20 protein-coding genes are annotated in these 13392 nt (G+C 39.3%); 4 read left to right on the top strand and 16 right to left on the bottom strand.

Annotation, left to right across the window (positions count from 1 at the left end; translation table 11 throughout):
* Window position 1 precedes the first annotated feature (1 nt).
* The 11 genes from BT797_RS14195 to BT797_RS14145 form a co-directional block, all read right to left on the bottom strand.
* Window positions 2-280 carry a hypothetical protein gene (locus BT797_RS14195; protein ID WP_075472523.1) on the bottom strand — a complete coding sequence of 93 codons (279 nt, stop codon included), beginning with the start codon at window positions 278-280 and terminating at the stop codon, window positions 2-4.
* 9 nt (window positions 281-289) lie between these two features.
* Window positions 290-1096: a major capsid protein P2 gene (locus BT797_RS14190; protein WP_075472521.1), complete on the bottom strand. Its 807-nt coding sequence runs from the start codon at window positions 1094-1096 to the stop codon at window positions 290-292.
* 182 nt (window positions 1097-1278) lie between these two features.
* On the bottom strand, window positions 1279-1992 hold the full coding sequence (locus BT797_RS14185) for an ATP-binding protein (protein ID WP_075472519.1): 714 nt from the start codon (window positions 1990-1992) through the stop codon (window positions 1279-1281).
* Complete coding sequence (locus BT797_RS14180) at window positions 1973-2239, bottom strand: hypothetical protein (protein WP_075472517.1); 267 nt, start codon at window positions 2237-2239, stop codon at window positions 1973-1975. Before BT797_RS14180 ends, BT797_RS14185 begins: the two co-directional genes overlap by 20 nt.
* Window positions 2239-2721 carry a hypothetical protein gene (locus tag BT797_RS14175; RefSeq protein WP_075472515.1) on the bottom strand — a complete coding sequence of 161 codons (483 nt, stop codon included), beginning with the start codon at window positions 2719-2721 and terminating at the stop codon, window positions 2239-2241. Before BT797_RS14175 ends, BT797_RS14180 begins: the two co-directional genes overlap by 1 nt.
* A gap of 23 nt (window positions 2722-2744) precedes the next feature.
* Complete coding sequence (locus tag BT797_RS14170; protein WP_075472513.1) at window positions 2745-3155, bottom strand: hypothetical protein; 411 nt, start codon at window positions 3153-3155, stop codon at window positions 2745-2747.
* Entirely contained in the window at window positions 3145-3330 is a 186-nt protein-coding gene (locus tag BT797_RS14165; protein WP_075472511.1) for a hypothetical protein, read from the bottom strand. The genes BT797_RS14170 and BT797_RS14165 overlap by 11 nt, the downstream gene beginning before the upstream one ends.
* An 8-nt stretch (window positions 3331-3338) precedes the next feature.
* Window positions 3339-5390: a replication endonuclease gene (locus BT797_RS14160; protein WP_075472509.1), complete on the bottom strand. Its 2052-nt coding sequence runs from the start codon at window positions 5388-5390 to the stop codon at window positions 3339-3341.
* On the bottom strand, window positions 5390-5647 hold the full coding sequence (locus BT797_RS14155) for a hypothetical protein (protein ID WP_075472507.1): 258 nt from the start codon (window positions 5645-5647) through the stop codon (window positions 5390-5392). The genes BT797_RS14160 and BT797_RS14155 overlap by 1 nt, the downstream gene beginning before the upstream one ends.
* A complete protein-coding gene (locus BT797_RS14150) occupies window positions 5644-5835 on the bottom strand; it encodes a hypothetical protein (protein ID WP_075472505.1) in 192 nt (63 codons plus the stop codon). Before BT797_RS14150 ends, BT797_RS14155 begins: the two co-directional genes overlap by 4 nt.
* Window positions 5832-6071: a hypothetical protein gene (locus tag BT797_RS14145; RefSeq protein ID WP_082293712.1), complete on the bottom strand. Its 240-nt coding sequence runs from the start codon at window positions 6069-6071 to the stop codon at window positions 5832-5834. Before BT797_RS14145 ends, BT797_RS14150 begins: the two co-directional genes overlap by 4 nt.
* A gap of 112 nt (window positions 6072-6183) precedes the next feature.
* Between BT797_RS14145 and BT797_RS14140 the strand changes: the two genes are divergently transcribed.
* From BT797_RS14140 to BT797_RS24590, 4 genes are all read left to right on the top strand, one after another.
* Window positions 6184-6633, top strand: a complete 450-nt coding sequence (locus BT797_RS14140) for a helix-turn-helix domain-containing protein (protein ID WP_075472503.1) — start codon at window positions 6184-6186, stop codon at window positions 6631-6633.
* Between the two features lie 215 nt (window positions 6634-6848).
* Window positions 6849-7835, top strand: coding sequence for a phage integrase (locus tag BT797_RS14135; RefSeq protein ID WP_075472501.1), 987 nt, complete (start codon window positions 6849-6851; stop codon window positions 7833-7835).
* Between the two features lie 163 nt (window positions 7836-7998).
* Entirely contained in the window at window positions 7999-8355 is a 357-nt protein-coding gene (locus BT797_RS14130) for a hypothetical protein (RefSeq protein WP_075472499.1), read from the top strand.
* The gene (locus tag BT797_RS24590) at window positions 8352-8474 is read left to right on the top strand and encodes a hypothetical protein (protein ID WP_280173725.1); all 123 of its coding nucleotides are present in this window, start codon (window positions 8352-8354) and stop codon (window positions 8472-8474) included. The genes BT797_RS14130 and BT797_RS24590 overlap by 4 nt, the downstream gene beginning before the upstream one ends.
* Window positions 8475-9132: 658 nt before the next feature.
* Here BT797_RS24590 and BT797_RS14125 read toward each other — a convergent pair.
* The 5 genes from BT797_RS14125 to BT797_RS14105 all read right to left on the bottom strand — a co-directional run.
* Window positions 9133-10125, bottom strand: a complete 993-nt coding sequence (locus tag BT797_RS14125; RefSeq protein WP_075472497.1) for a DUF4062 domain-containing protein — start codon at window positions 10123-10125, stop codon at window positions 9133-9135.
* A gap of 112 nt (window positions 10126-10237) precedes the next feature.
* Window positions 10238-10774 (bottom strand): hypothetical protein, encoded by a 537-nt coding sequence (locus BT797_RS14120; protein WP_075472495.1) that lies wholly within the window; start codon window positions 10772-10774, stop codon window positions 10238-10240.
* A 133-nt stretch (window positions 10775-10907) separates the two neighbouring features.
* Window positions 10908-11318, bottom strand: coding sequence for a hypothetical protein (locus BT797_RS14115; RefSeq protein WP_075472493.1), 411 nt, complete (start codon window positions 11316-11318; stop codon window positions 10908-10910).
* Between the two features lie 154 nt (window positions 11319-11472).
* Window positions 11473-12564: a hypothetical protein gene (locus tag BT797_RS14110; RefSeq protein WP_211705503.1), complete on the bottom strand. Its 1092-nt coding sequence runs from the start codon at window positions 12562-12564 to the stop codon at window positions 11473-11475.
* Between the two features lie 285 nt (window positions 12565-12849).
* Window positions 12850-13392, bottom strand: a 543-nt coding sequence (locus BT797_RS14105) for an ATP-binding protein (protein ID WP_075472491.1), incomplete at its 5' end; no start/stop codon positions are given.

Genomic DNA, 13392 nt, shown 5'->3' with positions numbered 1-13392 from the left:
CTTAGTTTTTAAACGCGAGAATCAGGCCAATAAACACCACGGCCACGCCAAGACCACCGCCCACGTATAACAAGGTTTTATCCGCGGGTTGCGGATTCCCTGTTACCGCATTACCGTGATTATCTTTCACGGGCGCAGCTGGCTGCTGCACAGTTCCCGAATTGGTCGAGGCTTCTTTCGCTGTTTTCTTGGTGGCGTTATCAATCAAGTTCCCCATCCCTTCACCAACATCATCAAGTAACCCAGAACCAAAATCGGCCATATCGTCATACCAAGCCATAACTGCCCCCTATCGAATAAGGTCAGGACGAACAATCAGTACCGACTCAACAAGAATTGGAATAGAGCCCACAGGCTGATTCGTCTTAACAGTGAATTTCAGCTCACTGCCGTGTGCCGTAGCAAAGAGTTCATCAATGTAATAGCCACGCATAACAGGGTCGAAATGATAGATATCAGGTTGCCAAAAACGGCGGTTACGTTTGGCGCGCATTGTTTCAAGTGATTTACTTGAATCATGCACTTTCACAAAGTCGCGGAAGATTTGAATTGCGTGAATCTCACCACTTAAAAAATGCATACGGCGAACCATCAATAACGGGCTTGAAACCATATCCAAGAACTCATTTTCTGTTGAGCTTGCTTGCATGGTGTGTTTTTTGATTTGTGGTACCACAATACGTGCAGCTTGGCGTGCTGAAACAGTCGCCCACGCTTGCAGCTTAATCGCTGGCGGTGTACCGCTCGTAGTTTCAGCAATTTCAATTTCTAAGGTGATGTTGTCACCCGCTTCTGTCACTAATCCGGTGTAGTTCATACCGTTTTTAGTTTTAGCGGAAATATCAGCTAATGGAATAGTGAAGAAACCTGCCGTTTTAGCCAGACCTTTATACGCTTCAAGCTTGTCAATAAATTCACCGTCAAGAACGATAATTTCATCGGCATTAAGCGTGATAGTCACACGGCGTAATTGCGCGGCGCTAAGATTTGTTTCAATAAAGATTTCGTCATAAGTAGGACCAATCGGCAGTGTTAGCACTGCTTTTTCGCCATAACCCGTACCTGTAAACGAATTTAATTTAGTTGGAGCAGACATAAATATACTCCCTTAGCCTATTGCATCTTCAACAGCATCAACATTGTTTGATGCCCAGACAACACCGAGCGCAACAGCAAACGCGATACCCGCAGTAATAAGATGTGATTTTTTCATTAATGTTTACCCATAAAAAAGCCGTCCCAATTGGACGGCTCAAGTAAACAATATTTATTCCCAATCTAACCTAATACTTTTTTTGGTGGATTCCGTTTAGATTTGACTTGGGTCACATTATTCCATTGAATTTTACCTTTTTTATATTGCTTACCGTCTTGCAGTAGGTAATCAAGTTCAATGAGCTTATCAATTTCCCCCGCAGGAATACCCGTCATACGCTCTAAATAAACGGCGCTGGCGTTGGTTTTTTGCATCATCACACAGGCTCGTTGGCAGTTATCAATGATAGTTTTAGATACTTCTTGGCCACGTTGAAACAAGTTGATTGTGTGAATATTAAATTTACGCCCTAAACGCAATATCTTGCCATGATAGCCAACCGCTTTACCTGCACTTAAACTGTGCTCAGCTACTTCTTCACAAATTACTTTTAATGGTTTCTTATGCTTGCCGTTACCCACTGCCCAAACGATTTGACAGAACTTATCAAAATCAGCAGGTGTGGTTTCAAAATCAGGTTGAAACGAGACTTTAAAACCCTGCTCAGTTTTACGGCCAGCAATTAACGCGGTGGCAAATTCTTTGATGGTTTTATAGCGACGCACAATGCGCCCTGCTAATTTACCTTCATAATCTCCAACGGGGTCGAATATTGCCACTTGGTCGGCGGGTTTTATAAATAACTTCTTAGCCGCCGATGTTTTACCGCTGCCACTCATACCAACAGCGAATACATGACCATTTTTAAGTGCATTATTAGGGTTGATTGGTTGCATTTACTGCCCCCGTAATCGCTTCACCTTTTAATGGCACGATTGAATTTTTCGTAGCTTGTAATGAGGCCCCTTTGCTTATTAGCTCTGCAGCTTCGCTTTCAGTTATCTGACTGCTTATACTTAATATCTCGCTGTAATCGGTGATTTCATTGCGATTAAACAAGAATATTAAAACATCTGAATCAGTGCCGATGCCTAAATTATTATAGACAAGAAAAAAATCGGAGTTGTTTGTGGTAAATAACATTAGGCCACCTGCTCTACTGGTTTTTCTTCACCTTCTGGCTTAGTCTCTTTTACCTCTTTTTCCTTGTCGATTTTCTTCAACGCTTTAATTTGTGAATAAGAACCAAGACCTAATGCACCCGCTGCAAAGGTAAACATGATTTCTTCTTTGTATTGCGCTAACCAAGGTGGTAATTCACCACCGTATTTTACAAACAGTGGCGCGGCTGCTTTTGCTACGTTTTCAACTTGCGCTTCATCAAATGCAAATTTCTTATGTCCGAATTGCTTAAGCATTTGTTCACCAACGCCAAGAACGGCAGTGGCCGATATTACGCCTTGCTCTAAAAGTTGGTCCTTCTGTGATTTTTTGTCAATAACTGTATCGGGATTAAAATCTTCATCTAGTGATTTAAGTAATTCCCCTTCGTCAATCTCGCTATGTACACTGATTTGCTCGTCAACTGGTAGCGCTTCCGCTTCGATATTGTCTAAATTTTCCATTTGATTGCCTTTGTTTGTGATTCTTATCTAATAATTAAACCGAATACCAAGCCAATAACGCTCCCTAAACCCACACACTTAGAAAGATTCAATGTTTCGCTTTCTGGTTCGTCATTGGGTTTAGATTCCATATCCGTATTTGGTTTAGATTCCGTTTGCGATTGTTCATTTATTCCATTTGTATTTGGTTTAGATTGTTCATTATTGGGTTTAGCTGGCGGCAACTGTTTTGCTGCAATAGCTGCTTTCACAATATCTAATGGTTTAAATGCGCTTAATTCATTTTGCGCGGCTACACCAGTTCGAGTATCAGGCCCACATTTACAACGGCCATGCACAAACTTAGAGCGTTTGCCTTTGCCCTGCTTAATAGCCTTGGTGTCATTACAGGTATTGCATTCGATATACCCTAAAACATCTGCGCTAGCCTCCATTACTACCCCCCTCCAATTTGGTTAAACGTGCATTGGTAATTTTGATATACCGAATTAATGCACTCACTAATGGTTTAAAACCTTTACCCATAAGTGAATTAGTAAATGTTTCTGCGCTATCAACTAGCGTTTTTGTTGTATTTTCTGCCGCCGTTTGCAGCTCTGACTTATTCATAGTTCCCCTTAAATATTTTGATACCCGTTAACCCATTCATTGAAGTATTCAGCCTCACTGATAGTCGCTAAGAATTCACAATCTGGTCTTAACAACTTGGTAAAACGACACTCATCTTTATTATTTTCATCATTTTCGATTTGCGTACAGTTATTGACACTAGACCGAGGGAAACGACTTACGTCGCTTCCTTTAGACACCAAAGAGCAAAGGGCAAGATACGAAACAATCGTTCCCTCTTCCACTTCAACGGCCTTCTTGACCATCTTCCAAACCTTTTCGCGGGTAAGTACATGCACGTTATCGCACCCACTTTCGTCATCATAAAAATAGCCTCTTAGGCCATCAATTTTCTTAACTGTTTCCTCATATTTGTTTTCTGCCAAGGTATATGAAGTTTCAACAGGTCTTTCGCTTTGCGGTGTTTGATAGCCGCCCATGAAATCAAAGTACGAAGCAAAACAACCGCAATCAGCCGATACACGGATTTTTTCAAACCATACGGCCTCATGTGCAATTTTGATTCGGCGAAGCTCACGCCAAACCGTGACGGAAGGTGTTTTTTGGAACTGGAATTGACGGAAACAATACGCACGTGACCATGAAGTTACGTTGACAATGGAATCAACCAGATTCACTTTTTTAGCGTCTAAATCGTTTAACCCTTCGAGTTCGAAACCATCAATATTTTTAGAAATGTATTTAGCAATATAGGCAACTGCATCACCTTTGTTACGGTCGATTTTCTTTATATCAACACGGGCTTTAATCGCTCTTTCTTTCCTGCGCCCATCCTCTGTATATAATTCATCGCAGTCATATTTAGTTTGATAACTAATTAGCATCTTGGTAAATCCATCAACATGCGCAGGAGCAACAAAAAAAACAGCATGCCAATGTGGTGTTCCATCAACATGCGGTTCAACCACACGCATACCAAAATAATCTAACGCGGGGCGCTTCTTCGTTTCACGCCCTGCCGCAGACCTGAACTTTTCCCATACCGCACTAATCCAACGGTGAGCCACAACAGGCGGCGCACCATTCCAGTTTTCATTTTCAATAAAGTATTTACCGCGTTTTTTGAGGCGGTGATATTTGCCCGGTGCCGTCAAGGTGACGAACAGCGCAACAAACCCGACAGAATCGGCGTATTCCTGACAGCCACGAATACGCGCCATTAATTCATGACGGCGATTAGCAGGGTTAGCAATAGAGGCATTTTGAACATCTTTTAAATCCAACATTTCGCCGTTGTCGCTTTCAAGTGCCATTTTTTCAACCCATTCGGCCTGTCTTTTCTGGCGCTCTTTGAACCACTGGCGATTACTGAATGAGGCATACGGGCTAACATGAGGAGAAACCATACCCGCAGCACGGCGAGCAGATTCAAATGCAATAATCACAGCTTTATTAATAGTGCGTAACCAAAAAACATCATCTATCGCACGATTAAGAATATACCTGTAAACATCGTCACCATCTTTTAACTCCGCTGAATGCTCAAATGCTGGCACCCACATGGACAAACCAACATATTTATTTATTTCCATCAGCAGTTCAAAGGGTGATAAACCATTTTTTACCGCATCAGCTAAGTGCATACGTGCGCGACCTGCTAACTCATCAGCAAGTCGAGCACGTTTATACTCAGTATCAACTTTATCCCAAGACTCAGGCAGCATGGAAAATGCTTGAGCAACTTGGTTACTACGTTTTTCAATAAATGACAGGGCGCGTTTAAAGCCCTTTTGCTTAAATTTTCTTGCAGTGGCTTTATCAAGGTAGTTTTTTATATCGTAAGGAAAATCGAACTTATTCAGCACAGAACTAGCGAAGTCGTTCGCTCGCTCCTGTGGTGAATCAACATTGTATTTATGTTTGTAGCTTTCAACAAAATCAGCGACTACAGCGCGTAACTCAGGCGTTAACGACTCAGTGGTACGAGGCGTTTCTTTTTGCACTCTTGGGCGTGACGGGTCCATCAAATCACCGACATTATCAAGGTCTACGCAAGGCGTTAATAAATCAGCGCTGCAGGACGTGTTTTTATCAAGCATTACCAAGCACCTTGCACAACATGTACACCATACAAGCGAAAATCACCTTTAAGATTCTCATCCTGCAAACTACCCGCTACCACACTAACGCAACCAGCAAGTACACCATTACGCATTAAGCAAAAGCACACAGTTACACCATCTTGCTTATATGTACGAATAACGCTATCAACGCCAATAATTGAACTAAAAAAACCATCCTCACTAATCAGCACTGACACTGTGTCATTGTCATTTTTTAAAAGTTTAACTCTCATAACAACCCCCACGACTTAGCAAGTGATTTTGCTTTTGGCTTAAGAAACGAAACACGGCTATTCAAATCACATTTACCAACACCGCGTTCCACTTTTTTACTATCAACAATCGTTTGCAGCTCAACACGTAGTTTTTGTAAATGCTTTAAGCCGCGTTGTTGAGATACAGGTACTAAACTTGAGGTCATGCAATTTCCCCTATTTGCTGTGGTTGATTCCAAGGCTCAGGACTTTTAGCTGCGGTCGCGGCCATTTGTGCAAGTGCGACCATATTGACAAGGCGCTTAGATTTTCGAGCTCGCTGATAAAAAGGAATAAGGCCTGATTCCATATCATCGCGAATAGCTCTAACACTAAACCCTGTGCGCTTAGCGTATTCTTCGATAGATATAAACGGGGCATCAATTAAAATTGCTATCGTCATTTGCCACTCCTGTGGTGTAATAGTAGGTTGAGCCCAATAATGGTACATCCCGATAAGAATGTACCACTAAGACTACAAACCGAAGATTAAACCCAAATATGGTACAAGTCAAATGGAACTAAGAGATAAATTTAAATTAATTCGCAAAACCCAAGGGTTAACACAAACGGCTTTTGCTGAAAAACTAGATGTAGCATTCCGTACATATCAGAAGTATGAGCTTGGAAATGTTGAAGTTTCTATAAAAGCATTCTTAAGTTTAACCAAAAAACATCCAGAATATGCGCTTTGGTTATCTACATCGAATGTTGAACCAGAAGTGGGTCAAATTGCACCGGGCGATAGCACGCCTAGAATGGGAAAAGATGGCGTACCTGCAGAATTACTAAATGCCGCGTTTGAGAAAACGTTAACGACATCAATCGAACTAGGGTGGATAACGCCTAAAGAAGGCGTTAATTTTTCGATGCTATCAGATTTATTACGCCATGATTTTGTTCAACAAGGCGGACGCTTGATTGAGCCAATTGAAGGTGGCGAGGCGAAAACGACTGTTGTTTAGTCCACAAATGGGCTTTGACTTTCCATTGTCGCCAACGCAAGGCTTTCACCACGGAATCGGGGATAGCGTCTATCTCTCCGACTTCTAATAAGAGTCGATGCGCTTGAATATACCGTTGTTCCATTTAACCTCTCAAGACCACTGTTTATTTATACAGTGTAACACTGTAAAGTAATGTAATTCAATGGATAAGAAAGGGAAATAACGCCAACTTTATGTCAATTACACAGCAACAAGACGGCTACCACCTTGTGGAAATGTACCCATTTGGGCGCGGTGGTCGCAGAATTAGAAAGCGGTTTAGCACCAAATCAGAGGCTTTACGATTTGAGGCTTATATTGGAAAAAAAGCCAAGGACGAGGGCTGGCTAGAAGAACTCAATGATACTGAGCGATTGAATGATCTTATTGAAACTTGGTACAACCTACACGGCCAAACGCTCACCGATGGATTCAACCGCAAAAATAAATTATTGGCACTATCAAAAATTATGGGTAATCCATTAGCCAACAAATTTGATAAAACAATGTTTGCAGCCTACCGCAAATTACGCCTTGAAAAAGTCAGCCCCAAGACCGTTAACAATGAACAAACTTATGTTCGAGCACTGTTTAACGAATTAACAAGATTAGGTGAATGGAGTAAAGGTAATCCAATTGAAGGCGTTAGAATGCTAAAGCATAAACAGCCTGAAATGGGGTTCTTACAACCTGAACAAGTAACAAACCTACTCGATACACTCAGCAGAGCACACAACAAAGATGCGTTGGTTATTACCAAGATTTGTTTGAGTACAGGTTGCCGATGGGGTGAAGCCGCCAACCTTCGCAGTGAACATATAGCAAAAAATATTGTAACCTTCGTCAGCACCAAAGGAAACAAGCCGCGTTCGGTACCAATATCACCGGTACTATCAAGCATCATACCTAAGCGAACAGGCAAGCTATTCCCTAAAAGTTGTAACGACTCAACATTCAGAACTGCAATTAAGAATACAAAAATTAAATTGCCGCGCGGACAAATGACGCATGTTTTACGCCATACTTTTGCGAGTCACTTTATGATGAACGGGGGTAATATTTTGGTACTGCAACGCATACTTGGTCACGTTTCAATTATTGATACCATGAAATATTCTCATTTTGCACCCGACCATTTGGAGGATGCAGTAAGGTTAAATCCTTTAGTGTCAATTGATTAATTGTGACTCATAGATCGTCAAACAACACCAAAATACCTCTAAATGATACCATTTTATCCAAATAACCTGTATTATTCGGGCACTTATCAGTCTATACTGAATTATGCAAGTTCAAGCTTGCCATTCAGTTAGTAACATACCTACATACACAGGCTTAACTGAAATGAACGAAGAACTACTCTTACAAGAGTTGAAAGGCAAGATTCAAGGGCACTATGATGGTATTATGCAGGTTGCAGCTAGAGTGCTAAGTAGCTGCAGAATGTTTGATAATGACCTTGGTATTTTGAAACTAGAAGACCCAAGTTTTGCACAGCTTGCCAGTAAATTACTGGCAGCATCAGGAATTATCGATGGTATTGTTAATTCAGATGTTTGCAATGCCGAAGATATGCTTACAGCTCAGAAAGCAAGGGAATATGCTTTAGCGGTCAAATCTATTGCTGATAATATCGCTCAAGAGAATAAAAAAGGACTCGAACAATCAATTGAACAATTAAATACTAGGAGCTTTTTATGAACATACTATTAATCAAACAACTTTTGAATGAAGCTGACAAAGCTACGATATTAATCAATGAATGTCACGATATTTTAGATGAACTGGAAGCTAGCGCCGACCAAAAACAAGCAGCATAGAGTTCTCATAAAAAAAGCCCAGCTAGGGCTTTTTTTTTACATTTTTTTTACCCGCCACTAAAATTCCAACCAGAAATAACCCCATCGAAAGAACCATTATATGGGACACCACAAACAAGGTTTAGCAGGAAAAGCGTAACGGCTCAGCCTATGCAATGCTGAATGTAACTATATTGTCCAGCATAGTTATATGTGTCTATCATCGATGCACCAGATAATCAGGTTCCATTACCCCATTAAACTAATGATAAAAATCAGTCTAAAAGTCATTTAGTTGGATTGTATTATTGATATTGTTTTTATAAGAGATTGGCGGCAGGTTGGCGGCGGTAATCAGGATGCACACGTATGTGAACAGAGAGGAAAGACGGTAATAAGAATTAGCAAGCCTTGACCTATAAGGCTTTACAGTGGCTTGAGGGAACCCATGCAAATTGTATCCGCCGTTTTCAAGTGAAAGGAGGCGGACGAGCATTATACAAAAGCTGACCTTGAATTCAATGTAATTATATTCAGACATAAAAAATGCACTCAAACTGAGTGCATTAAGCTTTTGGATGGAGGTGTTCTTGTCACCACCCATTTAGTTTGGCAACGGCAATAAAAATCTGCACCTGAGCATTCAAAAAATACCATTATATTAAATCTGTTAGCCTAATTAAGCTTTGATAGCGACTAGATCTAAAATAATTCGTTTTCCTTCCTCTGTAGCCTCCCAAGCTAGATAATATTCACCATCGTCAGGATCTCTTTCATCTCTCATGGTAATGTAGCCTAAAGCATAGAATTGAACTTTTATAGTATTAAAATCTTGCGGAGAAAGCCTAGCATGAGTTGGGATAGTGACAGTTTCATTGTGTTTTAAACAAAGGTTTGTTATTTCATTACTTACATAGTATTCACTAATCGGGTTAAAAACGATTGTAGCTATGCATTTTAAAATAGCTGACCAACTAACATTTTCATTTAAAATTACATTTGCATTTACATCAACTACACTAATTTCTAAAGTTGAATCTAACGTCGCTAATTTTCCTCGGTTATGACTATTGCTCGGAGTACTTTCTTTAAATTTAATTAACTTTTCTTCTAATTCACTATTTTTTTTCCGTAAGGCATTATTTTCCTCTAATGATTCGAACGTTGATGTTTTATCTGCCCGAACCCATCCAATAGCGGGGTACATTCTACTTACACTTGTTATCCCCAAAGCTACCATACCAGCTAATTGATCTTTATTTTCCCAAAACTCAACAAGTCTAGCTTTGGATACTTTTTTTCTAAATGCTTTAAGTTTTTCAATTGTTTTTTCACTTACTTCTGAATCTTCCATTGGTAGCTTTTCTGGGTTTTTATGAAGAAAAGCAATAACTTTAATACCTTTTTCGATTGCATAATCATATTCTTTTTCAGTATAACTAACGCCTTCCTCTGTCATGCTGCCATATTTACCACCAATAATTAGAAGGTAATAATCACAATCATTAATTACTGTTTTAATAAATTCAAATTGTTCTATATCTACGGCAGGAAATAACTCCATACCAGAAGGAATACAGTTCATTTTCATCAAAGTTTGAACAGCAATCTCTCGTTCATGTTCTAAATCTAAAAATGTAGAACTTACAAAAACTTGATATCGTTTATCCACGCTAACACCTATATCTATACAAAATAATAAAACTGAATATTAATATATTCTTCAACTCATTATATTAAGGAGGAATTTATACTTACCACTACATATCCCATGATTAGCTCTTCTATAGATTTTCATACATTTTAACATGCTCATATACAGCTAAGCGCCAATCTAGTAAATGTGGCAGGCAATTAATTAACGACAGTGTGTCTTCGATACATAAATCAGCAAGTAAATCTGACAAAGGATAATCAGCGCTGTTCCTCTCATGAAGTAATATATCCAAGGTATCTTGCGAACGTTTACCTAAACTATCGAGCCAAACGTGCCATTCTGGAGAGTGCTTCCAATAATTAGCTGCAGAATGGATTAATTCTGCTATAGGTCTTCCTTTTGAGCTTTTCGGTCCTAACTGTCTAGCTAAATGAGGTTTTATATTCACATCTTCTAGAACGTCGAATAAGTATCTTTGCATAGCACAGAACCCGACCCCGATAAAATACTCCCCCCTATCGCAATCCGTATCTGTAAGTTCCCCTAATTTAGCTTCACCCGTTACGTTGGAGGTTAAGGCGTCAATGGAACTAAGTAGCTCTTCTAAATGGGCAATACCACCATCCCAAAGTGTCATCCCTTCGTTTTTTGATGTGATAATCATATAAGCCTATTTGTTTAGATGGTTTCCATATACATATTTACAATATGTCATCGGGATGGCTAATTTAGCCACAAGCTAAGGGGCTTATACCGCCCCGCAAAACACATATTATGTAATGAGTAGAGATGAACATTTACCGGTTAGGTAAATTTAAGTTACGTAACTCTTTTTGTAATTTCAAAATGCTAAGTTTTGTAATTTCATCCTGCATTGGTTGGATAACTGTATGCCACTGATGAAATCCATACCATATTAATAAGACAGCAATACCAGCTAATCCTCCTACACCATAAGTTCTAAAATCGGTATCAGATTTAGTGATTTCAAGTTTTCGTTCTAAAATTTGAACTTTTGTTTCTTGGAGAGGGGAAAGTTCTTTTGATTGATTTAACGTATCTAATTCAATCACAGTCTCAAAAACAAGCTTATTGTTAGAGCTAGTAATATAAAAAACCGAACCTATACTAAAAATTAATAGAGTCAGGCCAAATAAGGCATAAAACTTGTAAATATTATCCGTAGGGATAGGTATTCTGGTGTTCACGACTCTTCCTTGGGTAACACTGTTACCTATAACGCCCTGTAAGGGGCAACATTTAGTTGACAGATCTAAAAAATAAACCCTGCAGCATAAGCTAAGAGGTCAAAACTTGTTACAAAGCCTCTTAAGATGTAACTGTTCCATTACAGTTACATCATCACACCATCGTTATAAGCCTAAGCTTACGATCAATTGGCATGTACTCTAAAGCTACCATAAGTCGAATAGCCATACCGTCACTAACTTCCTTTTCAATAAGGACATTAAATTTAGCAGTCCCGTGTTCCTCCAGATAAGTCATATTGTACAAATAATTATCACTCACCTTGCTTCGAATAAGAGCTTCTAACTCTTTTCGTTCAAATTGTATTAACTGGGATTTTTTCATTCTTCCTGTTTTTTTCTCTTTCAAATACTGTAGTTTGCTGTTCTCAATTTCCACATCAAAATCATCAATAGCTAAAACGTTACTCGTAATTGAGTTTATTGCAAATTCAGTATCTCTTTTAAAACCTTCAAACACAGGGCGTTCGATCTTATAAGACATAAAGACACCGAACAATGAATCTTGAACACTAAAACACTTATAATTATTTTCTTCAAATGCATATCCAGGCATGTTTATGTTATCAGCATCATCTCGGTCATCTTCATGACTGCAAATCACGATGCCCTTATGCTTAATAAATGAATTAACTAAAGAAACCGAAGCATACCTTTTCATGAAACACGAAAATGTAACATCTATGTGGCCAGTATATGGTTTGAACTCTTTCAATCCGTCATCAAGTCGATTCAACAAATCATCTGAAACGTTGTTCATGTACACTAAAAAATACTGACTACCATGGCGATATTCACTTGGATTCCGAGATTCAATACTAGCGACTAGTTCCTGATATAATCGGTCTTGACTGAGACCTTTATCAATGTAGTCCCCACATAAAAAACTATGACTGGAGCGCCTATCAAGTAAGGGCAATATTTTCTTAAAAACGTCCCCTCCATACCATGAGTTATCTATCTGAAGAGTATCAAAAACTAGGATAACTTCTTTCTTATCTATAGAAGGAGTAAGGCAGGCGCGCAGTTCTTGATAGTTAATTGACTTACGTTTCAGAGTTCGAAGTAACACCTGAAACATACCATTTGTTTCTCGGTAAATCGCTTCATGGTCTAACTTGAAACAGTCTTTCATCACCTCAAGCATGCAGTGGTCTCTAGCATCTATCGTATAAATAGTTTCCATATTTTCCTTTTAGAGATATAAATTATATTAAAAGAAGCGTCTATTATATCGAATTTGTATTCCTGTTTTCTATTTTACAAGAATTGTACCTACCTAATTTTAAATACATTTTACCATAAACAAGGGGCTAGTGTACTTAGTGATTCGACAACGCGGGACTGCTCTCATTAAGAGCGAATAATGCGGTTTAAATGCTGATTATGCTAATAGCTAAGTGGTGGAAAGTATTGATAGGAATATATTTTTCAATTTAAGAATAAAAAACCCGCATTCAAGCGGGACTTTTCACCATCTTATTTTACCTTTCGAGTAATCTCGGCCTTGCTGCAGGATATAATCAAACTTTCGTAGTTCGATTATTTCTTTAACGGGAACACCTGTTAGTTCATCAAGGTATTTGGCTGATTTAGGCGTTTTTTGCATCATGATACAAGCGTATTCGCAGTTATCTATGATGGTTTTACTGACTTCCTGACCACGTTGAAACACGTTGATTGTGTGAATTCCGTAAGCGCGGGAAAGTCGCAGTAATTTACCGAAGTAACCCGTTGCTTTACCCGCCCCCGTGCTGCCATATTCCGCCACTTCTTCGTTAATCGTTTTCAGTAATTTTTTGTGTCTGCCGTTACCCGCCGCCCAAACCACACGACAATAATTATCAAAGTCAGCAACACTGGGTTCATTAGGCCGATACGCTATCTTGAACCCTTGCGTGGTTTTTCTTCCTGCCAGTAATGCGCGCGCAAAGTCTTTTAACTTGTCATAGCTTCGCACTTGTCGCCCTGCAAGTTGACCTTGGTATTCTCGTTTAGGGTCATAAATTGCTAC

Origin of the sequence: Moritella viscosa, from assembly GCF_900120065.1 — a bacterium.
Classification (GTDB): Bacteria; Pseudomonadota; Gammaproteobacteria; order Enterobacterales; family Moritellaceae; genus Moritella; species Moritella viscosa.
Note: the sequence above shows the minus strand (reverse complement) of the source record. Positions and strands in the feature narration are given on the sequence as shown.